Origin of the sequence: Marinobacter pelagius, from assembly GCF_003315345.1 — a bacterium.
GTDB lineage: Bacteria > Pseudomonadota > Gammaproteobacteria > Pseudomonadales > Oleiphilaceae > Marinobacter > Marinobacter pelagius_A.
This window is the reverse complement of sequence record NZ_QNRO01000022.1, coordinates 1-24,634: the sequence shown is the minus strand read 5'-3', so window position 1 is coordinate 24,634 and position 24,634 is coordinate 1. Positions and strand designations below refer to the sequence as shown.

The following is a 24,634-nucleotide window of genomic DNA, read 5'->3' as shown; positions in this document are numbered from 1 at the left end:
CCGACCCTTGCTTTTTGCCATAATCGGTTGATATCGAAGGGAGAAGATCACCATGCGCATTGCTCTGCTTGAAGACGAACACGAACAGGCGCAGAACGTCCAGAATATCCTGGCCGAACGCGGGCACCACTGCGACAGCTTTCCGACCGGCCAGAGCTTTCTGAGTGCCGTATTGCACCGCAGTTACGACCTGCTGATCCTGGACTGGCAGATCCCCGACATGACGGGCATCGATGTGCTGGAGAGTGTTCGGGCGCAGCTGAACTGGCCTATCCCGGTCATCTTTCTGACCCAGCGCGACAGCGAATCCGACATCGTTCGGGCGCTGGATGCCGGAGCCGACGATTACCTGGCCAAACCTCCCCGTGCCGCCGAGCTGTCTGCCCGGATCAACGCGCTGGCCCGCCGCACCAACCCGGACAACGAGAAAGAAGTCCTGGTTTACGGCCCGTTCGAGATCAACACACAGCAGCGCTCCATCTCCCTGCACGGTGAGGAACTGACGCTCACGGACAAGGACTTCGACCTGACCCTGTTCCTGTTCCAGAACCAGGGCCGCCTGCTGACCCGGGAAATGCTGCTTGAGCGCGTCTGGGGCCTGGCCCGTGACATCAACACCCGCACGGTGGATACTCACATGAGCCGTCTGCGCCGCCGCCTGGGCCTGAACCCGGAGAACGGCTTCCGGATCAAGACGATCTACCAGCGGGGCTACCGCCTTGAGTCCATGAAAGCCCTGGACAACGACGAACTGGACAGACCCCTGGCAGCCAATGAGTGACGCCCTGCTCCGCCGCACCCTGACACTGCTTGCCTTGACAGCTTCGCTGGCAACGGCAGCGACTTACAGCGCGGCGGAAACGACCCGGGTGTCCTACACCACGGCAAGCGTGCAGCTTCTGCCCAGCCAGTCCGAACGCTCGGTACCGCTGGACGGGGGAACCTCCCTCCGGGCCGGCGACGAAATTGTATCCGGCGCGGGCACTGCCACGATCCAGCTGAACGAAGACGTCGAGCTGCGCCTGTTCCCGCGCACACGCCTGCAGATTGTCGAACTGGCAACCGAAAGCTCACCCCGGGTACGGCTGATCGAAGGAAAGGTTCATGCCCGGGCACACTCCGGCGACTGGAATCCCCTTCCCGTATACATCGAGACGGCAACCGCCGTAGCCTTGACGCAGCACTCGACCTTCACCGTTCAGGCTTCTGCCGAGTCAACTTTGGTCCGGGTTACCGAGGGCATGGTGGATTTCGGAGCTCCGGGCAAAGCCCAGCGGATTCCGGCCGGGTACCGGGCCAGCGTCGGCACCGATGGTCACACCGGGGTTACCATCCGGCAGCTGCCGGATGCTCCCGACATCACCCCCCTGCCAGAGGTGGTCTCAACGCTGCCACTCGAAGTGACCTGGCAAGGCGAGGATGCCTCCGGCTACCGGCTCGACATCTTCGAGACCGCCAGCGGCGAATGGATCGGCAGTCGTGAAGTTAGCGGCAACCGGTTTGATGTCGGCCTGCTGGACAACGGCGGCTACCAGATCCAAATCGCAGCTCTGGACGCCAGCGGCCTGGCAGGCATGCCCGCCACCGTTCCGATGGAAGTCCGTCTGCAGGCGCAGGTGGCCACGCTGTCTTACCCGGCCCCGGGTGCCAGCGCCCACGACGACATGCCCGAATTCCGCTGGCAGCTCAATGGCGAGAACGAAATCGCCAGAGTGGAGGTCGCCAGTGACAGGAATTTCCGGAACGTTATTGCCACCAGCGAGTGGGCGCCCGAGACCCAGGCCCTGCCCTCACGGCCCCTTGAACCGGGCCTGTATTACTGGCGCGTAGTGACCGAAGCCGGCGGAAAGTCGGTGGCGGCGACCGAAGCCCGGGCTCTCACCGTCTATCCCAACCGCATCGCCAATCCTGGCAATTCGGGCGATGTTTCCGGCGAACAGGTTACCTCGCTTCCCGACCGCGACAATCGCGGCTAGAACAATACGATCCAAACCTTGGAACTCGTCCCTGAAAACGGTATTTTGTCCGGCTGAGAGTGCTTTCTGGAACAATACCTTGAACGACCAACACCAACAGCAGGGCGCATGAGCCGGGACTTGCCAATCATCCGAACGACTCCCTGGAACCTGGGCCTGATTCTGCTCGCGATACTGCTGCTGATCCAACTGTCAGTCCTGCCCAAGATTCTTGATCAGGGGCTACTGGAAACCGCGCTCTCCAGCAGCCAGCTGGCCTTCCCGGAACAAAGCAAGGCCCTGTTTATCCGGCAGGCTCCCGCCTGGGCGGGCGCTGTATTGAGCCTGATTGTCCTGATCCTGGTTTCGGTACTGCTACCCCGGATTCGCCCGAGCCGCACCTTGTTCACCTGCATTGCCATCGCAGGGTCCGCCACCGCGTTAGGCATGGTAGTGCTGTTCGGCGCCGGGGTGTGGATACCGGTGGCGAACGCCATACTGATTCCCCTGATCGCCTTCCCGGTCTCCAGCGGCCTTCGCCTGGCCACGGCGAACCGCTTTCTCAACCAGCAGCTGGACAGGCTCGTCACCAGCCCAAGGGTCAACCTGCAGGCACCTTCCCGGAACCATCCGGCCCAGTTGCTGAACTACTTCCGTGTACTGTTCCAGCCGGAGGGCTGGTTACTGACCGACGGGCAGGGCATTCTCTCCGCCCGCAATCTCACCATGGCGGATATCCCCGACTCCCTGACCACCGGGCAGTGGCTGCATCAGCCCCGGGTAAGCTGGATCCGGCTTGACCGGGGCGACACCCGGTACACCCTGGGCTTTACCATGCCCAACGACCTCGGCCGGGAGGCGATTCAGCGCTACCTCAGGCGCCTGCGGCTGGAAGAAGCGCCTCCCATTGCCGAACATTCCGAGATTCGGGAAAACATTTCAGCGCGCATAGAACGGCTGCGGACAGCAACCGAGCGCATGAACCGGATGCAACAGTTCATCCGCCGCAGCTTCGAGCACATGCCCGATGGCATTATCGTGACGGACGAGCTGGGTGCCATCCGCTTTGCCAACGGCCACATCGAGGAATGGTTCGGCGACCCCATGCCGAGTCTGGACGGCATGCCCCTGGCCCGCCTCCTGCAGGGTCACGACCCCCGGGATATTCCGCCCTGGCATGAAACCATCTCGGAAACCCTGACCATGCAACAGAGCCGCACAGTGGACCTGCGCATCCATGACAAGGACTTCCTGATTCACTTTGCGCCGTTCGCCCTGCCGGACACAGACCAGCACGGCATTATCGCCAACATCTCGGACATCTCCGAGTTGCGGGAACAACAGCGCCAGCACCGGGAGGCCATCGACTTCATCTCCCACGATGTGCGCTCGCCGTTGGTGTCCCAGCTCGCCCTGATTGAGCAGTTGAAGCGGGATCCTTCCAACATTGAACCTGCACAACTCGAACAGCTGGGCAAGCTGGCCCGGCGCAGCTACAACCTGGCCGAGGAGTTCGTGCAGCTGGCTCGCGCCGAACAGCTGACCGAGACCCGTTTCTACGAGTGCGAATTCCTGGCCATTGCCGAGAACGCACGGGACAGCGTCAGCGAACAGGCTGCCGAGAAACACATCGAGTTCTCCCTGCAAGGCACCGAGGATCTCTGGCTGCGGGGCAACGCCGAGCTGCTGGAGCGGGCCGTGATCAACCTGATGACCAACGCTGTGCAGTACAGCCCACCCGGCTCCACCGTCAACGTGCAGGTATTCCGTGCCGGTCACCAGGCCTGCCTGACGGTAACGGATGAAGGCACCGGTATTGATCAGCAGGAATTGCCCTATCTGTTTGACCGCTTCATGCGCCAGAAAAGCAGCGAGCTGGCCGGCATTCACGGCGCGGGGCTGGGACTGTCATTCGTGAAGACAGTGGTGGAAAAACATCGGGGAGAGATTTCGGTCGCTTCGACTCCCGGAGAGGGAACCTCGTTCACCCTGAAGCTACCGATGGCCGACCCGCTGGCCTGAGACTGCACACTTCAGGCACGGGCGATGCGGATGGATCAGGACTGGATGGTCTTGCTGACAACCGCAGAAGGAGCACTCATCAGGCCACTGGTGTCCTGAACCTGGATGGAGAAATACCAGGTACCCTGGCCCAGACCACCGACGGTGTAAGACATGGTGGCATCCTCGGCGGCATCACCAATCACCACCCGCTCGGTGAGATTGTCGGCATCCTGGCCGTAACGAATAACATAGCTGTCCAGCTCACCCATGGAGATGCCGTCACCGTTTACACGGGTGGAAGGCGCAGTCCAGCTCAGCAGCGCCTTGCTACCATCAACCGTTTTACTGCCACCGTCTCCAATCGCTCCCTGGGAAGACGTTTCCGAAGAGGAAGAACCCCCACCACAGCCCGTGAGCAACGCGCCCAAAAAAGCTGCGGCCATTACTGACCCTGACGTTTTGATGACGCTTTTCATATATCTCTCACACCACTTTTTCGACGATTTGACAGAATTTTACAAAACGCCGGCATTATGGTGATTAAGAATGTCGCTCGGCCAGTTACGAAATTGTCAATTTTTAGACAGGTTCAGGTAAGTAAAAATCGCAAGGTTGCGGGGTGGCAGGAAGTTACGTGGGAAAGTTTGAGAAATTTGGAAAGGCTGAGCGGGCAGTTTCTTGCCAAATCGTAAGGTTCAGACGAGTTCTACCGGCAATCGATCTGTTCGGGGATCTGACGCCATTAGCCTCCCTCAGGCGTCAACTCCTGGTAAGGAAGTTTTTACTTTCGCTCTTTGAATCAATCACCACCTCTTCCGTCCGGTCCTTGAGAGCCACTCCGGAGAGTTGTCTCCGAAAGGCCTCCCGAATCAGATAGAGGAGTCGTTGGCTGGCGTTGGAATAACTGAGTCCCGCGGGCAGTGCGGCGCTGGGCTTAAAGCGCTCCGTATCTTGAAAGATACGCGCTATGTCTTGTAAAAGTGCCAGCCACACTCCGGGCGGAGTGTGGCTGAGGGCAGATCAAATTACTGGGCTGGCAAGGCAACCGTTTTATCGGCGCTGCCGTTGAGATCCAACACGGTGACACCGCCGGATGGCAGCGGCATATCCACCGGACAACCGTCGTAATATTCAACCTGGCTGCCATTCAGCAACACCTCGGTGCCAGTACCGGTAGCAGTGTTGCTGCCGTACCGAACTTCAACAACACCGTCACCCTCTACTTTCATGTGGCCGCTGCTTGGGCAATCAGTGTACTGATTTCCGACAATTGCAGTGGGTGTAGTGACCGTCAGATAGCCATTAAGGGCCGAACCGACCAACTGGCTATTCATGCTCAGGCTTACCGTATCGCCTTTCAGCGCCATGGAGATCCGGGAGTCCCGAAGCGCCGTGTACTGGTCCCCATACAGATACTCCAGAGCCGGAGTCGAGATATCGATCGTCATGTCAGTCTCGCTCCGCATCACGGCGGTCATGGTCTGCTTGCCGACGATACCAATGGGCATCTGCTCTGCGCCCAGCTTACCGGAGATATTGTACGACTCGGCCATCACCATCTTGCTGACATCGCTTGAAACCTGGATATCCATGACCACGTAGCCATCCAACAGCAGGGTGGGCGTGTAGTTTGGAACCACACAGTTATCGAAACGGTACTCATAGTATTCCCCAGTCTCGCCGAGCTCTTCTGTCACCTTGAGGTTGCCGTTCTCAACCGAACACAATTCGGATGCTGCCGTGGTTGTAGCCGCCGCAGAAACCGTAGTGGAGCCCAGCGCGTAGCCAACATCCGAAACAAAGGCCTGAATTTCGGACACATCCTGGTACATCGATGTTGCCGCATCCAGGTCACTCATATTGCGAATTGCTGCCGGCTGCTCGCCATAGTTGGCCGGGTCAAGTTGCAGAGCAGTGGTTTTGGAACCGCCGTCATCTCCGCCGCCTCCTCCACATCCCGCGAGAACTCCTGTTGCTACAATAGCCACCCCAGGAAGAATCCTTGAATTGAACCTCATCACTAGCTCCTTTTTCATTTTTTTGGTTGTTCCTTGCAGACGCAAATCGGGTGCGCCCTGGTCAGTGACGCGCAAAACGCACGGCACATTTCCCGGCTTCGGGATACTTCAGCGACGGTTTTTGAGGAGGGATGTTATTCAGGAGAGCAGACATCCGTTGTCGCTTTGAGAAAGTTACATCTGTTATGAATGGAATAATGATCAACTCTGGTGCAAAGTTGAAGGCCAACTTTGTAAAAATTGGCAACATCAGTTAATTGATTTACTTGCCTATTCCGATCCCAACCAAAAGGAAACCTCAAGGAAGATGAGCTCCAACTACCGAATTGCCCTGCTGATCGACTGTGACAACGTCAGCCACCAAGCTATTGAGGGAGTGCTCCAGGAACTGGCCAAGTACGGTGCCGTGAACATACGGCACGCCCACGGCAACTGGAATGGCCCGCAACTGGGCGGCTGGATTGAGAAACTCCACCCCAATGCCATCCGCCCCATCCAGCAGTTCGCCTACACCACCGGCAAGAACGCCACCGATGCCTCGATGATCATCGACGCGATGGACCTGCTATACAGCGGCAACGTGGACGCCTTCGCGCTGATGACTAGTGACAGCGACTTCACGCCGCTGGTGATGCGCATTCTGGAAGCGGGCTTGCCCGTGTTCGGATTTGGCGAGCGGAAGACACCCCTGCCCTTCGTGAACGCCTGTTCCCAGTTCATCTATACCGAGAACCTCCGGGACGAGGCGGACGAAGAGGAAGGTGACAACGGCACAGAGCCGGCCGCCAGAACCCAGAAGAAATGGGGCCGCAATCAGCTCCGGGGCGACTCGGTGCTTGTCAGAACCCTGCGCACCGCCGTTGAGCAAACCGCCGATGACGATGGCTGGGCGCACCTTGGCAAGGTGGGCCAATACATCTCCAACAACAGCTCATTCTCCCCGGTAAACTACGGTTACAAGAAACTGAGCGACCTGATCAAGGCCAGCGAGCTGTTCGAGATCCGGGTTGGCGATAAAAATGTGGTTTACATAAAGAGCCCCGGCTAAGCCGGCGCCAATAATAGGAGTGGAGAATGCGACGTAACATCCTGATTACCGGGGCCAGCAGTGGTCTGGGCATGGGCATGGCCCGGGCCTGGGCGGCCAAAGGTTGCAACCTGGCCCTCTGTGCCCGGCGCGTGGAGAATCTGGAGGCGCTCCAGCAAGAGCTGACCACAAGCTACCCGAACATCCGCGTGGTCATCCAGGCTCTGGATGTGTGCGATTACGACCGGGTACCGGAGGTATTTCAGAGCTTCAAAGAAGAGCTGGGCAGCCTCGACCGCATCGTGGTCAACGCCGGCATGGCCAGCAGCCACGGCATCGGCCAGGGCCACTTCGAATCCAACCGCCAGGCGGCAGAGACCAACTTTGTGGCAGCCATCGCCCAATGCGAAGCCGCCATGGAGATCTTCCGGGCCCAGAACGCGGGCCATCTGGTGCTGATGTCCTCCGTCAGCGGCGTACGCGGCTTCCGGGGCGCCATGAACGTCTACGCCGCCACCAAAGCCGCCGTGGCCTCCCTGGCCGAGGGCCTGCAGCTGGATACCGAAGGCACACCCATCCGGGTCACCAACATCATGCCCGGCTACATCCTCACCGACATCAACCGCAGCACCAAGAATGCACCCTTCCGGGTCGACCTTGACACCGGTGTCGCCGCCCTGGTCAGCGCCATCGACAAGGAAAAACGCCGCGCCTACGTGCCCTGGTGGCCGTGGACGCCGCTCAGCTACGTGATCAAGGCGCTGCCGTTCAAGCTGTTTGCACGCGCGATGTAGCTCCTGATTTCTTAACTTACCGCCGAAAGCACCGCCTCACACACCTCATCGTGAGTGAGGCCAGCCCCCTTCACCGTTACATCGGCATAACGGGAATACAGCGCAAAACGCTCGTCAAACAACTCGGCCAGCGACTGATCCGGTCGGCGCGAAATGCCCCGCAGGCTGTAGTCGCCAATACGTTCGATCACCACGTCCAGCGGGATATCCAGAAAAACCACGGTTCCATTGGTTTTCAGGTGGCGCATGGCTACATCACTGTAGACCGCGCTGCCGCCGGTACTGATAACGTGGTTCTCGACGGTCAGGTTCAGCAACACCTGCTCCTCGATCTTCCGTAGAGCCTGGTAGCCGTCCTGGTCCACGATCTCCTGCAGTGTGCGCCCCGCTTCCTGCTGGATGAGCAGGTCGGTATCCACGAAGCCCAGCCCCAGTCGCTTGGCGACCAGCACTCCAACAGTACTTTTGCCGCTGCCGGGCATACCGATAAAGACCAGGTTTCGAGCCATCGACTGGTTACCCCGCTTTTCGCTCGGCGGCGCGACAGGCGGCTGCGGTGAACAAAACATCGGTGGATGAGTTCAGGGCGGTTTCCGTGGAATCCTGAACCACGCTGATCACAAAGCCAATGGCCACCACCTGCATGGCCACTTCCGTTGAAATACCGAACAGGCTGGTGGCCAGCGGAATCAACAGCAACGACCCGCCCGCAACGCCTGACACCCCGCAAGCTGCAACCGCTGACACCACGCACAGCAACATGGCTGTAGCGAAATCCACGGGGATGCCGAGCGTATTCGCCGCAGCCAGGGTGATCACAGAAATGGTGATGGCCGCGCCAGCCATGTTGATGGTCGCACCCAGCGGAATAGAAATGGAGTAGGTATCCGGGTCCAGTTCCAATTGCTTGCACAACTCCATGTTAACCGGAATATTGGCGGCAGAACTGCGGGTAAAAAAGGCGGTGACGGCGCTGCCCCGAAGGCAGGCAAAAACCAGCGGGAAAGGATTCTGGCGGGTTTTCAGGAAAACAATCAGCGGGTTGGTCACCAGCGCCACGAACAGCATACAACCCACGATTACGCCCAGAAGCTGACCATACTCCCGCAAGGCGCCAACGCCGGTCTCGGCCAATGTGTTGGCGACCAGCCCCAGAATACCGAGAGGCGCAAAGCGAATCACGATATGGACAATATCGGAAATCGCGTCTGACAGGTCTTTCAACACCTTGCTGGTGGCATCACTGGCCTGGCGAAGCATGAACCCGAGCCCCACAGCCCAGGCCAGAATGGCAATGAAGTTGCCTTCCATTAACGCAGTTACCGGGTTGGCCACCATGCTGAGCAACAGGTCTCTCAGGATTTCGATGATGCTCCCGGGTGGCTCACCACTGACTTCCGGCAGGTCCAGCGTCAGCTCCGTCGGGAATAGAAAGCTGGCAACAACCGCGACCAGTGCAGCGATGAGCGTACCAACAACGTATAGCACCAGTACGCCGCGGATATGCGTTGGCTGACCTTTTTCATGGGCCGCGATAGCGGCTGCCACCAGCACAAACACAAGGATAGGCGCGACGGCCTTGAGTGCTGAAATAAACAACTGACCGAGTAGCGAAAATGATTTGGCGGTTTCAGGTGAAAGCAGTGCCAGTGCTACCCCTGCAATGATGCCGAGCATGATCTGGGGAATCAGACCCAACTGCAGAAGGGGACGGAAGAACGTGGTTTGCCCGCTGGACATCATAGGCTCCGGTTGAAAGGATTGAACGGGCGGCGGAATTTACCACAAATGCCAGATTAACGAGACACGGGGAATCCGAAACCGGAGCCTGCAAAGTTCCGCTCGGGCGTACTGGTGACTATTCCGTTGTAGCGGGAACCGCCCCACGATTACTATAGGGGTTATCATTCTCGCCCAACCTTTTCAGATGGTACTTCCGATTGCCCATGGACGAACAAACCCACCTGAGAACCCGCGCCTACCTGGTCGCCCGACACCAGCATCCGGCATGGAAGCTGCTCTCAGCCACCAGAGGCCCCCTGGTGCTCAGCTGCCTGCAGGCGTTAATGGAGCAGAACCGGGAAGAAATCCTGTTCGAGGATGCCCAACAAATGCTGACAGATATCCTGCGGGAGCATGCCAACAGCGATGACCTGGAGCTATCCACTGACGACCCGGCGGCTGATGCCAGAAAAGAGCTGCGCGCCTGGATTCGCAAAGGGCTGATTGTTGAGCGGGACGGCCGCCTGATGGCCACAGATGCCCTGCAAAAGGCCCTCGCCTTTGTTGAGGGCCTGGATGAAAAAATCATGACGTCCACGGCCTCACGCCTGGCTACGGTGCAGCGGGAGATTGAAAACCTGGAAACCCGTCTGAACCCGAATGCCCAAAGCCGTGCCGACCATATACGCCGCAAGATAAAAGATCTGGAGCACGAGCTGGCGGAAGTGGAAGCCGGTCGCTTCAAAGTGCTGGCAGGTGCCGAAGCGGCAGAAGGCATCCGCGAAGTCTACAACCTTGCCACCAGCCTGCGGGCCGACTTCCGCCGGGTGGAGGACTCCTACCGGGAGGCTGACCGGCAGTTGCGCCAGTCCATCGTCAGCGAACAGCATCACCGGGGCGAAATTGTTGACCGCTTGCTGGATGGGCACGATACCCTGCTGGAAACCGCCGAAGGCAAGGTCTTCCACAACTTCAACGAGCAACTCAGCCGGTCCACCGAGCTGGACAACATGAAACACCGGCTGCGGACTATCCTGAAAAATCCGGCGACCCGCCACGCCCTGTCCCGGCAACAACAGGATGAATTACGCTGGCTGGTCATCCGTCTGATTCAGGAATCCGCTGCCGTTATCCGGGCACGGGCCCGCAGCGAAAAAGATGTCAAAGGCTTCCTCAAAACCGGGCTGGCGGCCGAGAACCACAGGGTTGGCGAACTGCTCAACAGCATACTGAACACTGCGCTCAACGTTGACTGGTCCAGCCACAGGGTCCGCAAAAGCGAGACACCCCTACCACCGGTTGCCGTGGCGGTTTCCAGCCTGCCGCTGGCTGAACGGCTGAGATTCAAATCGGCCACCGAAGAACAGGAACAAAGCCTGGAGCTGGCTGACCAGAGCGTTAATCTGGACGAAGTCGGTGAAGACTTCTGGCGTGCTTTTGATGGTCTCGACAGGGAAGCCCTCTATGAGGAAACGGTGGAGTTACTGAAAGTCACCGACCGCCCCATGACCATTGGCGACCTGGCCACTCATTTGCCGCCCACCCACGACCTGGAAACCATCGCCCTCTGGCTGGCGATGGCCCGTGAGGCGGAAGTGGAGATCACTGAAGACCGGGAAGCCGTCGACATTACCGACAGCAATGGCCAGCGGCTGCGCTTCTACGTGCCGCAACTGACGCTGACCCGACAAGACGCAGAATCCATCGACTGGGAGCTGTAAAGCCGCATGTCTGACTATTTTGACCGCCTGACACGCCAGGCCGAAAAGGAACAAGCTACGGAAGAACCGCAACAATCGTCAGAGGCCCCGGACGATGCAGTTCAGCAAAGGCCGCCGACAGAGGCTGGCCACTACACGCCCGGCAGTGTGAAAGCCACCACCCAGGAGCTGCTTAAATACGGATTGCTTGAAGCGGACCGGAAGCCCAAACTCTACCAGGTTGCCATTACCCAGACCGCCGCCATAAACGAGGTCCTGGAGCCGTTCGACCTGCGCCTGAAGGTGGACGACGTGCGCGGGTTGGCCTTTCTGGTGGTCTCTGAACAGCTATTCACAGAGGGTGAAGAAAAGGATGACGAATGGTCCCACCCCCTGGTGCGTCGCCAGCGTCTGACCATGGAACAGTCCCTGCTGGTCGCCATACTGCGACAGCACTTCATCGCCCACGAACAGGAAGCCGGGCTCGGAGCCGCTGAGGCTACAGTAGAACTGGATGAATTACTGCCTCAACTACAGCTGTACCTGGGCGACACCGGCAGCGACACCCGGGACCAGAAACGCCTACGCAGCCTGCTCGACAACCTGAAAAACCATGGCATCGTCTCGGACATTGACGCCAACGATCAGGTTATCATCCGCCCGATCATCACCCATCTGGCAAACCCTGAGAACCTGCAGAACCTGTTGCACCATTTTCGGCGCGTGGCCGGCCAATCCGCCCCGGAAGAAGCTGACGGAGAGGATCTATGAGCCAATCCCAGACCGACCTCTTTGCCGCTGAAATTATTCCGCCTACGGCCTATATTCTGACCCACCTGGACCTTTACAACTGGGGACCCTTCGGCGGTCGGCACTGCGCCGAAATCGACCCCAAAGGCACCGCTATCATCGGCCCCACCGGCAGCGGCAAAACGACTCTGGTGGATGCGCTGATGACCTTGCTCACCCATCAGCCGCGGTACAACCTGGCCTCCACCGGGGGCCATGAAAGCGACCGTGACCTGATCTCCTACATCCGGGGCGTATCCGGTGCCGGTAACAACAGCGGTGACAACAGCCACATTGCCCGTCCCGGCAAAACCGTTACCGCTGTGAGCGCCCGCTTCTCCAACGGTGACAAGGCCATTCGCATTGGCGCGCTGTTCTGGATAGACGGCAGCAGCTCTGCCGCCAGCGACCTTAAGCGCCTGTGGCTGTTCTCTGAGCGGGATGACCAGAGCCTGGATACCTGGCTGGCCATCCACCATGAGGGCGGGGCCCGGGAGCTCAAACAGCACGCAAGGGATAACCCCGGCTTGCAAACCAACGACAGTAAAAAAGCCTATTTGGCCCAGATACGTCGTTTTTTCGAAGTGGGTGAAAATGCCTTTACACTGCTCAACCGCGCCGCGGGCCTGAAACAACTCAACAGCATTGACGAAATCTTCCGGGAACTGGTGCTGGACGACCACTCGGCATTCGACCGAGCCGCTGAAGTTGCCAGTGAGTTCGACGACCTGGCCGCCATCCACAGCGAACTGGAAACCGCTCGCAAACAACACCAGTCGCTCTTGCCCATTGCGGAAACCCACGAAAAACACCAGGCCGTCGTAGCCGAGCTGGACCAGCAACTGGCCCTGAAAGCGATCCTGCCAGTGTGGTTCGCACAAACCGGTTACGAGCTCTGGAACAGCCGGAAACAGGAACTTGAAAAGCAACTGGAAGAGGGGCGGGAAGCCCTCGTCTCATTGGATGAGACGGTCCGGGAACTGAACAGCAAAGCCGACACCCTGAAAGATATCTACCTGCAGGCCGGCGGCGCCAGCATTGAGCAACTCAAAGAGCAGATTTCCCAGCAGAAGCGCTGGGTGGAAGAACGGGAGCGGCACGCCAGGGATTATCAAACCCTGACTGGCAAGCTTGATCTGGACAGTACACTGGCGCCCGAGGCTCTGGCTCGGAACCGCCAGCTCGGCGAGACAAAACTGCGTGAATTGTCCGAACTCGCAGACACGCAGGACAAATCCCTGCTGGACCTGCGTATCCGTCACGGCAAGCTCAATGAAACGCTGACCGAACTCAGTGAAGAAATCGACCGCATCAAGGCCCGCCCGGGGTCCAACATAGACGGCCGCTACCAGGAGTTCCGCAGCGAACTGGCCCGCGCGCTGAACCTGGATGAGGGCAGCCTGCCCTTCGTGGCAGAACTGGTGGAAGTCAAAGCCGAAGAAAGCGACTGGCGCGGCGCGATCGAACGGGCCATTGGCGGGCACCGCTTGCGCCTGCTGGTGCCCCCGGCGGCCATGCAATCTGCGCTGGACAGGGTAAACAGCCGTGACAACCGGCTTCACGTTCGTCTGCTGGAGGCCCAGCCCCCCCAGGCCCCGGCCCGGTTCATGGATGACGGTTTCACCCGAAAGCTGAATTTCAAGGACCATCCTCACCGGGAAGCCCTGAAACACCTGCTGGCCGGAATCGACCGGCACTGCGTGGACTCGCCGGAGACCCTGCGTCAGACACCCCAAGGGATGACGCAACAAGGCCTCATGTCAGGCAAGAAGGGCTATTTCGAAAAACGGGACAATCAGCGGCTCGACAAGGGGTGGATGACCGGGTTCAACAACCGTGACCGCCTCGCTGCCCTTAACAAAGAGCTGACAGAAACCCGCCAGGAAGCGGACACCCTGGAGCAGCAACTCGGAACAGCCCGTAGAAAGCTGAAAGACACCCAGGACCAGGTAAAGCTCTACGAGCTCCTTGGCGAAACCGAGTTCAGCACCATCGACCTGCCCAGCGCACAGCGGGAACTGGATGCCCTTCAAAGCCGACTGGAGGCGCTCACCGCTCCGGACTCGGATGTGGAAAGAGCCCGGCGGGAGTTTGAATCGGTTCACCAGAAACTGGAGCAAAGCCGGAAAAAGCTCTCGCAGCAGGAAACCACTCTGGCGCTCCTGGAAGAGAAGCGTACCCAGGCCACCCGACGCTGCACGGAACTGTTGGACCGGATTGACGAAGGCCTGACAGACGACCAGCAAACCCTGGCCGCTGCGCACTTCCGCACCCCGGGAGCAGACCAGTACGAACGTCTGGAAGCCCTGGAGCGGGACCAGCGCGAACAGCTGGATAGGGCCATCGGCAAACTGGGCAAACAGATTCAGGGTTACGAACTCAACCTGACCCGACTGATGGGAGAAGCCCGCACCATCGATACCGGGGCGCTCACGGAAACCGGCAGCGATATCCGGGACATTCCCGAATACCTCGAACGCCTGCGGGTGCTGGAAGAAGAGGCCCTCCCCCAGAAACTTGAGCGTTTCCTCAGTTACCTGAACCAGTCATCGGATCAGGGGGTCACCCAGTTGCTAGCCCATATCCAGAACCAGGTAGCCATCATTGAGGAACGTATATCCGACCTGAACGCCACCCTGCGGCGGGTCGACTTCCAGCCGGGCCGTTACCTGCGCCTGGAGCCACGGAGGGTTACCCACGAATCCCTCCGGACCCTGGAGCGGGCCCAGAGACAGCTCCGCGCTGACGCCCTGAAAGACGACCAGGGCGAAAGCCATTTCAAGGCCCTGCAGAACATGGTGGCCTTGCTGCGGGATGCCGCAGACAACAAACGCACCGTAGGTGCCCGAGCCTTGCTGGACCCACGCTACAGACTGCAGTTCGAAGTCTCGGTTCTTGACCGGGAGTCCGGCACGGTGATCGAAACCCGCACCGGCTCCCAGGGCGGCAGTGGTGGCGAAAAAGAAATCATAGCCAGCTATATCCTCACGGCCTCCCTGAGCTATGCCCTGTGCCCGGACGGCGCCACCCAGCCCCTGTTCGGCACTATCGTGCTGGACGAAGCGTTCTCCAAAAGCTCCCACGCGGTGGCCGGTCGCATCATCTCGGCCCTCAACGAATTTGGCCTGCACCCACTATTCGTCACACCCAACAAAGAGATGCGGCTGCTGCGGGCTCATACCCGCTCGGCCATCCTGGTGCACCGCAAAGACCTGCGCGCCACCCTTACTTCACTGAGCTGGGAAGAGCTGGAAGCCCACGCAGAAAAAATAGCCCGGAAAGCCCATGAAATCTCCGGATGAACTGGCAAGTCGCCTGACCCGGCAATGGCAAAATGCAGACCTGCGCGAGCAACGCCTGCTCCGGCCGGAGAGCTGGCCATTGACCCTTACTATCGGAAAGCCCACTGGCACCGTGGTAAGGGATCAGGTCGGAGAGGTTCGCGAACACCTCCAGCAATGGCGGGAGGTTACGATCGGGCAAGTCCAGTGGCAGCCTGTCCGCTTTCAAAGCACCAGCGAGGCCATCAACATACCAACCCACTGGATGCTGGAGTCCCCCAGCCAGTGGGTACAGGCCACCGGCAGCAGTGACATCAAGCGGGAATATAGCATGCTCAATCGCCTCGCATCTGCCCTGGACCCGCGCTTTCACTCACTGATCGTACGCCGGCGAAGCTTGGTTATGGATAAATCAGAGCGCGATGTCATTCTGAGCGGTGAAGTTGCCCTTCAGCTCCAGCCGGGCTGCGCCGATGGCAAGCCCCTCAGGGCGCTTTCTGTCGCCGGTAGCGACAGCAAATTCTTCGAGCGCAACCGCCAGCTGGTTACCCTGATGCTGGATATCCTGTTCGATGGCCGGGCCAGCGAGACCGGACTGGAAACCTTCCTGGGCGCCGAAGACGAGGGCCACCACTGGCTACTGATCGCAGATCTGGATGGCTCACTGTTGCCCTTCTCACAAATGCGGGTCCGGGCGTATGAACTGCAAAGAACCCCATTGCCAGGCCAGCGCCTGATCCTGGTAGAAAACGAGCGCTGCCTTCACCAGTTGCCCTCCACGCCCGATACTATCGCGGTGCTAGGCTCGGGACTGAACCTGTCCTGGTTGCAGGCAAGCTGGTTATCCAGTCGAGCCGTGGCTTACTGGGGTGACATGGATACCTGGGGTCTGACCATGCTTGGCCGCGCCAGGGAGCATCTCCCGCAGCTCACACCATTATTAATGGACAGGGCGACCTTTGAGAGGTTTGCCGCCGAAAGTGCTGTTGAGGAACCTCAGGCAGCACCGGCTGTCGTCCCGCCAGAGCTGACCGGGAGCGAAGCCGGCCTCTACCACCTGCTGCGTCAGTCGGACCGCGGCCGGCTGGAACAGGAGTTCCTTCCAGTAAAAATGGTTCATAGAGCGGTGCTTAACTGGACTGTCGGATCTCCCTGATAGTTGCGATAGCCTCGAGCGTCGCCAACCTGACCCTTACTACCAGGCTTTCTGATAAACTTTGATTGACTCTTCACCGGGCAAACAAAATGACATCCAAATCGTCTGAAAATCCGGCCATTCTCAAACTCAGAGAATTACTGACCAAATTTCCGCAAATCCGGCTTGCTGTCCTGTTTGGTTCCATGGCTAGCGGCAAAGCACGCCCGGACAGCGATATCGATGTTGGAGTGCAAGCCGATAAAGAACTCACCTCGGATGAACGCATCGCCATCACCGAAGCGATCGCATTGGCCTTCAACCGTGCGGTGGATCTTGTGGATTTGCGTACAGCAGGTCAGCCGTTGCTGGATCAGATAGTCCATAACGGAATCCAGGTAATCGGCACGCGCCACCAGTGGGGAGATCTGATCTACCGCAATATCATGGAAAATGAAGACTTTGTGCCCTACCAGAAACGCATACTCGAAGGACGACGGCGCGCATGGATGAACAACTCGTAGCTCAGAAACTGGAATCGCTCAGACGCTGCATTCAACGTGTGGAATCACGACTTCCCGAAAATCTGGATTCGCTGCTGGATGACCTGGATGCCCAGGATATTATTTCTCTGAACCTCACGCGCGCGGTGCAAATGTGTGTGGACATCGCTTCTCATTGGCTGGCAGAGCACACCGAAGCCACGGCACCGAAAACGATGGGCCAAGCCTTCGAGGCCCTGGCCCAATCCGGCGTTATCGACCCCGAGCTTGCCGTTCGATTGAGAAAGTCAGTCGGTTTTCGAAACGTGATGGTTCACAATTACGACGATGTGAACTGGGAGATTGTGTATTCAATCTGCAGGAACCATCTTGGCGACTTTCGGGAGTTTGCCAGGGTGTTCTCGGATTTAATGGCCTAGAAACGTCAATCAGGTTACTGGCAGGCCCCCTCTATCAAGGCAGTTAGAACCCATCGCGATGTAATAAGGGTAATCAGAGACTCCGGTGCCGGCGGGCTTTCTTCACCCGTCGGGCCCGGGTGAGTTCATCCTTCAGGTAAGCGCCGACAGCCTTGAGGATACCCAGCTCCGGATCGGCCTCTTCATTGTCTGCCAGCCGGAAAATCTGCTGGTAGTACCAGGCCTGGCCACCCAGCACATTAATCACTTTGAGCGGCATCAGCGGACTGGCCGGTGAGAAGAAACCGCGCTGTGCAAGCTTGATGTGATCCTCATGGCAAACCGTCTTCTCGATGCGCCCTTCGAGCAGATCCTTGGGAGTATCCGGGTCCGTACAGAGCGGGCGACCCAGGCCGATCACATCCGTCTCGCCATTGGCGACCACCTCTTCCATAAACTCGCGGGTCCGGAACCCACCGGTGACCATCAGCGGGCAATCACAGACTTCGCGAATTTTCTGGGCGTAATCGAGGAAATAGGCCTCCCGCTTCCGGGTGCTTTCCCGCATGGCCGGCCCTTCGCTCGCGGTTTCCGCATCACCGCTGTATCCGAGCAATCGCGGTTGTTCGTAGGTGCCACCCGACACCTCCAGCAAGTCGATCCCCTCCTCATTGAGCCAGCGAACCACATTCACACACTCATCAAGGGTAAATCCACCCTTCCGGAAATCGTCGGAATTGAGTTTGACCGCCACCGGGAACTCCGGGCCCACCGCCGCACGAGTCGCCCGAACGACCTCGAGCAGGAAACGGGCCCGGTTCTCCAGCGACCCACCCCAACGATCCGTCCGCTGGTTGGTGACCGGAGACAGGAAAGACGACAGCAGATAACCATGGGCCCCATGCACCTGAACACCGGTGAAGCCCGCTTCCCTGGCAATCCGGGCGACGTTGGCAAAGCGCTGGATAAAATCGAGGATCTCCGGCTCGCTCAGCGCCTTCGGTCGGGCATAGTTGCCCATCAGTGACAGCTGGACCGCTGAAGGCCCCATCGGCCGCGAAGTCACATAGCGCGGCGACTGCCGACCGGCGTGAGAAATCTGCATCCACAGGTGATTACCATTGCGGGTGCCGGCCCTGGCCCAGGCGCGCAACTCCGCCATACCCTCAGGCTCACCCTCCGCCGGTGCCGGATCGATGGCCACGTTGCCCGGCCGTTCCAGTACCCGGTGATCGATCATCACATTGCCCGTGATCAGCAAGCCGGCTCCGCCATCGGACCAGCGGCGATAGAGCGTTTCGTGCCGGTGGGTGGCGTGTAAGTGGTCGTCGGACAAGCCTTCGGTCATGGCAGCCTTGGCGAGACGATTGGGCAGAACGGCGCCGCAGGGGAGTTTCAGGGATTGGGCAAGGGGCGATGGGGGCATGGGATCATCCTGATTGTTGATGGTTCGCATGAATCCAGATCATGTCCGTAGAAAGGTATGCAAACAATGGCCGAGAAGGCCGGCACCCGCGGCAAAGAGGCTCAGGACCCTGGTGATCCTTCACTGATATCACTCACCAGGGTAATGACACGTCTGGAGAGCCCCTTGTCACTCATCACTGGCGAGTAACAGGCTTCCAACCAGATACGGTGGCCGTTGGCATGGACACGCTCAAAGCGGCCCTGCCTGGTATGGCCGGTGACAAGCTCGCGCCAGAATCGTATGTAGTCTTCGCTTCTGGTGTACTCCTCGTCACACAGCACCCGATGATGCTGACCGATCAGGTCATAACGCTGATACCCCAACCCGTCCAGGACAATGTCATTGACGCTCTCGATGAGGCCATCCGGCGACAGAACCATCACGCCGGCAACGCGCTCGATAGCGCGGACATTGGCTTCCAGTTCCTGAATCCGGGCTTCCGCTGCCTCGAGTTTCTCAAGAGCGGCTTCCAGCTCCTGTTTTGTTTTTCGCATGAATGCCATTCGGGGGATCTCCAAAACATTTTTCCGTTCATTGCCGAGAGGTGCTTATACCGAGTTCACCGAAAGCGTATACGGCACCGCACTGAGACCCGATGAAGCTTCTGATCCGACTCTGCTCAAGTCTAGGGATGGGTAAGCAGTTCAGACTCCAACGACCAGTCCATGACAGGCAATAAACGAACAATATTCCTGGCGTCGTCCACGCCTCGATGCTGCCGCCCCTCGAATGCCAGGTTGTGGTAAATCAGAGCATTCGACAAACCATTTTTTTTCTTCTGCCCCGTACTCAGCCGCCAGATTCGTTTGAGGTTCAGGTGCGGGTACGCCATGAAGGACGGCAGGAGGCCGTGTTTCTCACTCTCGGCGAGGATATGCAGCCGATCGTAGTTTCCCCAACTGCACCAGATGAGCGATTCCTCTGGGGTGCCTAGCCAGTTATTTAGTGCGCTTACCACATCCGGATAGATTGAGGCCTCATCGACCATTGATTGGGAGATACTGGTCAAGGAAGTGCAAAACTCGCTCAGCACCGGGTTACGAGCTGGCCGGACCAGGAAAGAACGAGCATCCAGAAGTTCACCGGCCCGCGTTGCGAGGGCGCAGCCGAATTCGATGATTTCCATGTTGTGGATGTTCTGGCGCTCACCGGAGGGGGTGAGGCTGTTTTGCCAGCAGGTAGCTTCAAGGTCCACAATCAAAATTGCGTTATTCAGGAAATCGCCCCCTTAAGCCAAAACCGCAACAAACTCCCCCACTACATGCAAATCGTCCAAATCATCTGCATCAAACACAAGATCTGCATAGCCTACGGAGCTTGTTACAGGCGAGAGAGTGACCCTCTGGTTGACCAAGTCACCATCCACAAAGGTCTTCTCACTCCGGTAGAGCTTAACCGTGTAGCTCCCTCCATGATCGGGATCTTCGATGGCCCGATGTTGAACCAGAACGATCTTGCCATTTCGAGTTCCACCTGGATTGTCACTAAAAAGACACCATGCGCCGTTCGGAATTCGCTTGTTCATCGACTCACCTACAACCTGAACGACGAACTGACCTTTTTTGGTGTGGAAATGCTCCGGGAGGTGCACCCATTGGGATTCTTCAGGATATTGGAACTCGCTGAAATCGCCGGCTGCTGCCTGCAAATCGTAAAGCGGCACATAGCCCTCATAAGGCCTAGCTGCTTCATAATCCACCACGTCGTAAGGCAAGGCATGCAGCAACATCTCGTCGTCTTTCTCCTCAACCCATGATCTCGAGACTGAACGGAAATATTCCCGAGTCTCCGGATCGGACGAGTAGATGTAGCACCCTTTCATACCCCGAGTCATAAGGGTGCGATACGTGTTTTTGATAATCATATCGGCAATAGCAAGGGCGCTCTCTCGATCCTCCTTGAGCATTTTTTTGTAACCACGAACAGAGCGGTCGGATCTAGATCGCTTGGAAGCATTGGTTACAGCAACCCCATCGCGTATCAGGAAATCATCGCCCAGTATGACTCCGACATACTCCAGTTCCAGTCCCTGGCAGGTATGAATACACCCGATTTCACTGATGGAGTCTTCCGCTATAAGCCACTTACTACCATGTTTATCGAGATTCCATCTCGCCTTGAAACCATGCTCGGGAATAGCGATGTCGTATGCCTCGGGATTCTTTTTACTATTCCAATCCCAACAGTATCCAGCAACCAGTCTCGCCTTGTTGGCTCGCCTGTTTTTCTTTTCTATTACTTCCCTCAACTGATTAGGATCATCAAATACCCTGAAATCGTAATCTATGCCTTCCAGATTTGCGTTTGCCGTTTGCCGGATTTGCAGCACATGGTCGACCCATGCGAGGTAGCCGTCAGAGCCATTGCAACGAAACTGCGAGGAAAGCTCCATTACAGTCACTTTCGAACCCAGCTTGCGCGCGAAGTCGCGAATCTCTCCTATCGTTCCGATATCCGAAAGAGTTACTCGCTGATCTTCATCGATAAAAAAGATCGAGGTCTTGGAACTTTTTATTAACTCCTTGATCTGGTTCTCGCCCAAATTCCCGTAAAGACCGGATTTCTCGTTCAGTCGGTGGGCCTCATCCACAATCAAGAGGTCAAACCGATTGCTCTCGGTCTCTGTGTATCCGCCGGAGCCACGAAATAAGTTATCGATATGAGTTTTCCGCATGGTTCCGGTCAGGCGAGTTTTAAAAACCTCTCTCGGCGCCGCATTTTTACTGACGAACTGTGCCAGCATCTCTCTGTTGGTTGCCTCAACTAGAAGGTTTACAGCTACCACTGATTTACCAGTACCCGGACCACCTTTAACAATCAGGGTCTGTTTTGGGTTTTCACGCCCTTTCTCGGAAAGCTCGAGAGCCGTTTCATAAACTAACTTCTGCTCATCGAGCAGGATAAATTCCCGGTTGCCTCGCAGCATGGATGCGAGGCTATCGGCAAGAGTCTTGGATGGCTTGATAACACCATGTTCAATCCTGTACATGATGTCGTCGGTATCGCCGTACTTGATATACCGCTTGAGAAAATCCGAGAGCTTTTTGGCATCACTATTGATGAAAACAGGGGCTCTGTCGGTGTGCTCGGCATATCGGGAATCATTGACGGCGGCCCCACATTCCATGTTGTGCAGATAGGCACAAGGTCTCAACCCAATGTGTTCATCCCGCACCGTCTCGTTATAGTCCTCAATCAATGCAGAATATGACCAAGCTTGATAGGAGGGATGGTTGGTCTCTTGGATACCACCGTTCAGATAAGTCTTCACGATGGCGTCCTTCTCAGTCACCTGAGCTGTGCTCCACTGCTTCAACTCAACAATAATTGCCGTGTCATTCCGAGATCTATCTTTTCCCGTGAGTATGAAGTCAACTCGCCTGCTTGTGAGAGGAATGTTGTACTCAACCGCAACGCCGGCCGACGCAGGAATGCTCTCATCAGTTAGTATATTGAACATATACTGGAGTGAATTCTTCCAGGACTGGACTTCTGACTTGCCCGTTCGCCGCTTAAGTTTCTTATAAACGGCTTCTTCGATCAGTTTCTCGATAGCGTTAAATTTAACGTGCTCAACAAACTCAGCCTTGGAAGCAGAATAAACTATCACAGGTCCGGCCCCTCAAAGCTCGTTGTATTTATCTGACCGACCCTTTGACTTCTCTACCGGATACTTCTCGGCGTTCAATGCAATTTTCTCATTCGACACTTGAACTATATCGATTCCCAGTGAGTCAGCGAGCAGAATCAGATACAACTGAATATCAGCTATTTCTCCTTTAACAGCGGCAAGCTTTTTTTCACTCAGGTTCCTTGAGTCATCCTCACGCAACCACTGGAACTGTTCTGCCAGTTCCCCGATCTCGCCACAGAGCGCCATGGCAAGATTTTTAGGGGAATGGAATTGACGCCAGTCCCGATCCTGTGCGAACTGTTTGAGTTCATTCCTCAAATCTTCGAGTGAATCCATGACTCTTATTCTCTCCCCTTAGCGAAAGCAGAACGCCTATCGTGACTTTCAAAATGATAGCTGCCTACTGGCGAATTCTTACCTCCGCAGCATCTCGGAACACCACCATAACTGTTTAAAGCGGTTATAGCATTAATCAATAAGCCCATAACCGACTGATTTTGATATTGTCAATCTTTTATAACCTTAAGCCAACCTCAACCTGAAAACCTCAGGAAAAACCATGTGGGACGAAAGATTCAATCAGGACGCCTATGTCTACGGCGAGGAACCCAACACCTTTCTCGCTCAGCTCTGGCAGGAGCTCGAATTAGCCGAGCGATCCGGCCCCGTTCTGTGCCTGGCCGAGGGGGAAGGCCGCAATGCGGTACACCTCGCCGATCTGGGGCATGAGGTGACCTGCGTGGATCTGTCACGGGTTGGTCTGGACAAGGCCGAACAGCTGGCCGGGCGGCGCGGTGTGAACATTCAGACTGTGCATGCGGATCTGGGAGCATATACCCCCGAGCCGGACACCTTTGCAGCGGTGGTGATGATCTTTGCCCATACTCCGCCCCAGGTGCGGCAGCACTCCTTGAAAATGGCAAGGCAAGCGCTGAAGCCTGGAGGCTATCTGATTCTGGAAGGCTATACCGAGGATCAGATCGGCCGCGGCACAGGTGGTCCCGGTAATCCGGAGATGATGTTCAGCCAGGCGGAGCTTGAGCAGGTGTTTGCCGGCGATGAGATTGTCCTGGCCCGGGAGATTGAGAGGGAGATTAATGAGGGCCTGTTTCACACCGGTGTTGGCGCGGTGGTGCAGTTTGTGGCGCGCAAGGTATAGCTGCGCTGAAACCTGCTAAAGACGTTACTGGGACAGCCCTTTCCGGTAGAGGCCGCCTGTTAAGCAACAATGCCTGGGCGATACCCGCAAGAATAATCAGCGCGCACCCTGACAGTTGAAGACCGTTCAGGGTCTGGTCGAACAGAACCCAGGCAAGTGCAACAACGGTAATCGGCTCCAGATAAGCCAGGGTACCAAAGGTGGCCGCCGGCAAGGATCTGAGGGCAATGACGGCCAGCATGATGGCCAGGAAACCGGGAATCACGCCGGCGGCAATCAACCAGCTCCATTGCGCCGCGGCTATTGCCTCACCCTCGCGCAGCATAAGCGGCAACATGCACAGGGCTCCGGCAAGCATTTGATACCCGCTTCGGGTAACCACGTGAATTCGGTCGTCGATCATACGATTGGTGAGCATAAAGGCCACGTAACACAGCATGGCGCAAAGCGCATAAGCCAGACCAATCGCTTCCTCGGCTCGGCCACTCAGGTTGAAGTTGAACTCCATCATCATGGCGAAACCCAGCAAGGCGAGACCAATCAAGCCGACGCTCGCTGTGGTGAGGCGTTCACCCAGGAAGAAATGTGCAATCACGGAGGCCGTAACCGGCGCCAGGTACATCACCATCACGGCGTTGGCCATACTGGTGTAGCCCATCGCCAGGATGTAGAACATCACGAATCCGGCGAGGAATGCACCGGTCACGAGTACCTTCGCGCCGGGCCAAATGAGGACCTTGCTGTGTTGCCGGGTTGCCAGCAGGTACACCGCCACCAGGAGAGCGCCGATGAAGAGGCGATAGAAGGTTACGGTCTCGGCACCCGCGCCTGCGTAAAATGAAATGGCGCCGATGGTGCCCATGAAGATGGCTGAAAGCGCTGCGGACAAAAGGAAGACGCCAGATCCCGACACTGAATTCATTTGATCTCTCAACCAACCAATGGGTCTTTATCGGGTATCCGGAATTTCTGGTTGATAAAATGCCAAAGATGTAAAGAAGAAAATCTTTCTCAGCGGATTATCTGATTGATCCTCTTCAGCCTACT

The 24,634-nt window shown here is 57.4% G+C and carries 22 protein-coding genes; 12 read left to right on the top strand and 10 right to left on the bottom strand.

Going from position 1 to position 24,634, the window contains the following annotated elements:
- Window positions 1-52 precede the first annotated feature (52 nt).
- The 3 genes from DET50_RS15975 to DET50_RS15965 all read left to right on the top strand — a co-directional run bounded on the left by DET50_RS15975 (window position 53) and on the right by DET50_RS15965 (window position 3,977).
- Window positions 53-781, top strand: a complete 729-nt coding sequence (locus DET50_RS15975; RefSeq protein ID WP_092004188.1) for a response regulator transcription factor — start codon at window positions 53-55, stop codon at window positions 779-781.
- Window positions 774-1,976 (top strand): FecR domain-containing protein, encoded by a 1,203-nt coding sequence (locus tag DET50_RS15970; protein WP_113863746.1) that lies wholly within the window; start codon window positions 774-776, stop codon window positions 1,974-1,976. Before DET50_RS15975 ends, DET50_RS15970 begins: the two co-directional genes overlap by 8 nt.
- Before the next feature lie 120 nt (window positions 1,977-2,096).
- A complete protein-coding gene (locus tag DET50_RS15965; RefSeq protein WP_258546150.1) occupies window positions 2,097-3,977 on the top strand; it encodes an ATP-binding protein in 1,881 nt (626 codons plus the stop codon).
- A 35-nt stretch (window positions 3,978-4,012) separates the two neighbouring features.
- Here DET50_RS15965 and DET50_RS19680 read toward each other — a convergent pair whose 3' ends face one another.
- Both DET50_RS19680 and DET50_RS15950 read right to left on the bottom strand, forming a co-directional pair.
- Entirely contained in the window at window positions 4,013-4,402 is a 390-nt protein-coding gene (locus DET50_RS19680; RefSeq protein WP_258546149.1) for a fibronectin type III domain-containing protein, read from the bottom strand.
- 582 nt (window positions 4,403-4,984) lie between these two features.
- On the bottom strand, window positions 4,985-5,947 hold the full coding sequence (locus DET50_RS15950) for a hypothetical protein (protein ID WP_147252226.1): 963 nt from the start codon (window positions 5,945-5,947) through the stop codon (window positions 4,985-4,987).
- A gap of 337 nt (window positions 5,948-6,284) precedes the next feature.
- On the opposite strand from DET50_RS15950, the gene DET50_RS15945 reads away from it, so the two are divergent.
- Together DET50_RS15945 and DET50_RS15940 are read left to right on the top strand one after the other, a co-directional pair.
- Complete coding sequence (locus DET50_RS15945) at window positions 6,285-7,025, top strand: NYN domain-containing protein (RefSeq protein ID WP_092004197.1); 741 nt, start codon at window positions 6,285-6,287, stop codon at window positions 7,023-7,025.
- 26 nt (window positions 7,026-7,051) lie between these two features.
- Window positions 7,052-7,798, top strand: coding sequence for an SDR family oxidoreductase (locus tag DET50_RS15940; protein WP_113863743.1), 747 nt, complete (start codon window positions 7,052-7,054; stop codon window positions 7,796-7,798).
- 11 nt (window positions 7,799-7,809) lie between these two features.
- Here DET50_RS15940 and DET50_RS15935 read toward each other — a convergent pair whose 3' ends face one another.
- Both DET50_RS15935 and sstT read right to left on the bottom strand, forming a co-directional pair.
- The gene (locus DET50_RS15935; RefSeq protein ID WP_113863742.1) at window positions 7,810-8,307 is read right to left on the bottom strand and encodes a shikimate kinase; all 498 of its coding nucleotides are present in this window, start codon (window positions 8,305-8,307) and stop codon (window positions 7,810-7,812) included.
- Between the two features lie 7 nt (window positions 8,308-8,314).
- On the bottom strand, window positions 8,315-9,538 hold the full coding sequence (gene sstT / locus DET50_RS15930; RefSeq protein ID WP_113863741.1) for a serine/threonine transporter SstT: 1,224 nt from the start codon (window positions 9,536-9,538) through the stop codon (window positions 8,315-8,317).
- A gap of 206 nt (window positions 9,539-9,744) precedes the next feature.
- Here sstT and DET50_RS15925 point away from each other — a divergent pair, with 206 nt between their 5' ends.
- The 6 genes from DET50_RS15925 to hepT all read left to right on the top strand — a co-directional run bounded on the left by DET50_RS15925 (window position 9,745) and on the right by hepT (window position 17,347).
- On the top strand, window positions 9,745-11,241 hold the full coding sequence (locus DET50_RS15925; protein WP_113863740.1) for a DUF3375 domain-containing protein: 1,497 nt from the start codon (window positions 9,745-9,747) through the stop codon (window positions 11,239-11,241).
- 6 nt (window positions 11,242-11,247) lie between these two features.
- Complete coding sequence (locus tag DET50_RS15920) at window positions 11,248-11,991, top strand: DUF4194 domain-containing protein (RefSeq protein WP_113863739.1); 744 nt, start codon at window positions 11,248-11,250, stop codon at window positions 11,989-11,991.
- The gene (locus tag DET50_RS15915; protein ID WP_113863738.1) at window positions 11,988-15,311 is read left to right on the top strand and encodes an ATP-binding protein; all 3,324 of its coding nucleotides are present in this window, start codon (window positions 11,988-11,990) and stop codon (window positions 15,309-15,311) included. Before DET50_RS15920 ends, DET50_RS15915 begins: the two co-directional genes overlap by 4 nt.
- Entirely contained in the window at window positions 15,295-16,446 is a 1,152-nt protein-coding gene (locus DET50_RS15910; RefSeq protein ID WP_113863737.1) for a Wadjet anti-phage system protein JetD domain-containing protein, read from the top strand. Before DET50_RS15915 ends, DET50_RS15910 begins: the two co-directional genes overlap by 17 nt.
- An 89-nt stretch (window positions 16,447-16,535) precedes the next feature.
- Complete coding sequence (gene mntA, locus DET50_RS15905; protein WP_113863736.1) at window positions 16,536-16,949, top strand: type VII toxin-antitoxin system MntA family adenylyltransferase antitoxin; 414 nt, start codon at window positions 16,536-16,538, stop codon at window positions 16,947-16,949.
- The gene (gene hepT / locus DET50_RS15900; protein ID WP_113863735.1) at window positions 16,931-17,347 is read left to right on the top strand and encodes a type VII toxin-antitoxin system HepT family RNase toxin; all 417 of its coding nucleotides are present in this window, start codon (window positions 16,931-16,933) and stop codon (window positions 17,345-17,347) included. The genes mntA and hepT overlap by 19 nt, the downstream gene beginning before the upstream one ends.
- Window positions 17,348-17,420: 73 nt before the next feature.
- Here the strand turns inward: hepT and DET50_RS15895 are convergent, their stop codons facing one another.
- From DET50_RS15895 to DET50_RS15875, 5 genes are all read right to left on the bottom strand, one after another.
- Entirely contained in the window at window positions 17,421-18,752 is a 1,332-nt protein-coding gene (locus DET50_RS15895) for an NADH:flavin oxidoreductase/NADH oxidase family protein (RefSeq protein ID WP_113863786.1), read from the bottom strand.
- A 101-nt stretch (window positions 18,753-18,853) separates the two neighbouring features.
- The gene (locus tag DET50_RS15890; RefSeq protein ID WP_113863734.1) at window positions 18,854-19,297 is read right to left on the bottom strand and encodes a PAS domain S-box protein; all 444 of its coding nucleotides are present in this window, start codon (window positions 19,295-19,297) and stop codon (window positions 18,854-18,856) included.
- A 122-nt stretch (window positions 19,298-19,419) separates the two neighbouring features.
- On the bottom strand, window positions 19,420-19,989 hold the full coding sequence (locus DET50_RS15885; protein ID WP_258546148.1) for a 3'-5' exonuclease: 570 nt from the start codon (window positions 19,987-19,989) through the stop codon (window positions 19,420-19,422).
- A gap of 33 nt (window positions 19,990-20,022) precedes the next feature.
- Window positions 20,023-22,404 (bottom strand): DNA/RNA helicase domain-containing protein, encoded by a 2,382-nt coding sequence (locus tag DET50_RS15880; protein WP_113863732.1) that lies wholly within the window; start codon window positions 22,402-22,404, stop codon window positions 20,023-20,025.
- Between the two features lie 12 nt (window positions 22,405-22,416).
- Window positions 22,417-22,764 carry a nucleotide pyrophosphohydrolase gene (locus tag DET50_RS15875; RefSeq protein WP_113863731.1) on the bottom strand — a complete coding sequence of 116 codons (348 nt, stop codon included), beginning with the start codon at window positions 22,762-22,764 and terminating at the stop codon, window positions 22,417-22,419.
- Between the two features lie 223 nt (window positions 22,765-22,987).
- On the opposite strand from DET50_RS15875, the gene DET50_RS15870 reads away from it, so the two are divergent.
- Entirely contained in the window at window positions 22,988-23,587 is a 600-nt protein-coding gene (locus tag DET50_RS15870) for a class I SAM-dependent methyltransferase (RefSeq protein WP_113863730.1), read from the top strand.
- Here DET50_RS15870 and DET50_RS15865 read toward each other — a convergent pair.
- Complete coding sequence (locus DET50_RS15865; protein ID WP_113863729.1) at window positions 23,523-24,509, bottom strand: DMT family transporter; 987 nt, start codon at window positions 24,507-24,509, stop codon at window positions 23,523-23,525. The genes DET50_RS15870 and DET50_RS15865 overlap by 65 nt on opposite strands.
- Window positions 24,510-24,634: the final 125 nt, after the last annotated feature.

What these genes read in the sequence shown, in the direction of transcription:
- DET50_RS15895 (WP_113863786.1), bottom strand. Translation starts at nt 18,752, where the DNA reads ATGCCCCCATCGCCCCTTGCCCAATCCCTGAAACTCCCCTGCGGCGCC.
- DET50_RS15945 (WP_092004197.1), top strand. Translation starts at nt 6,285, where the DNA reads ATGAGCTCCAACTACCGAATTGCCCTGCTGATCGACTGTGACAACGTC.
- DET50_RS15875 (WP_113863731.1), bottom strand. Translation starts at nt 22,764, where the DNA reads ATGGATTCACTCGAAGATTTGAGGAATGAACTCAAACAGTTCGCACAG.
- DET50_RS15975 (WP_092004188.1), top strand. Translation starts at nt 53, where the DNA reads ATGCGCATTGCTCTGCTTGAAGACGAACACGAACAGGCGCAGAACGTC.
- DET50_RS15865 (WP_113863729.1), bottom strand. Translation starts at nt 24,509, where the DNA reads ATGAATTCAGTGTCGGGATCTGGCGTCTTCCTTTTGTCCGCAGCGCTT.
- DET50_RS15870 (WP_113863730.1), top strand. Translation starts at nt 22,988, where the DNA reads ATGTGGGACGAAAGATTCAATCAGGACGCCTATGTCTACGGCGAGGAA.
- DET50_RS15970 (WP_113863746.1), top strand. Translation starts at nt 774, where the DNA reads ATGAGTGACGCCCTGCTCCGCCGCACCCTGACACTGCTTGCCTTGACA.
- DET50_RS15910 (WP_113863737.1), top strand. Translation starts at nt 15,295, where the DNA reads ATGAAATCTCCGGATGAACTGGCAAGTCGCCTGACCCGGCAATGGCAA.
- DET50_RS15940 (WP_113863743.1), top strand. Translation starts at nt 7,052, where the DNA reads ATGCGACGTAACATCCTGATTACCGGGGCCAGCAGTGGTCTGGGCATG.
- hepT (WP_113863735.1), top strand. Translation starts at nt 16,931, where the DNA reads ATGGATGAACAACTCGTAGCTCAGAAACTGGAATCGCTCAGACGCTGC.
- DET50_RS15935 (WP_113863742.1), bottom strand. Translation starts at nt 8,307, where the DNA reads ATGGCTCGAAACCTGGTCTTTATCGGTATGCCCGGCAGCGGCAAAAGT.
- sstT (WP_113863741.1), bottom strand. Translation starts at nt 9,538, where the DNA reads ATGTCCAGCGGGCAAACCACGTTCTTCCGTCCCCTTCTGCAGTTGGGT.
- DET50_RS15925 (WP_113863740.1), top strand. Translation starts at nt 9,745, where the DNA reads ATGGACGAACAAACCCACCTGAGAACCCGCGCCTACCTGGTCGCCCGA.
- DET50_RS19680 (WP_258546149.1), bottom strand. Translation starts at nt 4,402, where the DNA reads ATGGCCGCAGCTTTTTTGGGCGCGTTGCTCACGGGCTGTGGTGGGGGT.
- DET50_RS15890 (WP_113863734.1), bottom strand. Translation starts at nt 19,297, where the DNA reads ATGGCATTCATGCGAAAAACAAAACAGGAGCTGGAAGCCGCTCTTGAG.
- DET50_RS15915 (WP_113863738.1), top strand. Translation starts at nt 11,988, where the DNA reads ATGAGCCAATCCCAGACCGACCTCTTTGCCGCTGAAATTATTCCGCCT.
- mntA (WP_113863736.1), top strand. Translation starts at nt 16,536, where the DNA reads ATGACATCCAAATCGTCTGAAAATCCGGCCATTCTCAAACTCAGAGAA.
- DET50_RS15920 (WP_113863739.1), top strand. Translation starts at nt 11,248, where the DNA reads ATGTCTGACTATTTTGACCGCCTGACACGCCAGGCCGAAAAGGAACAA.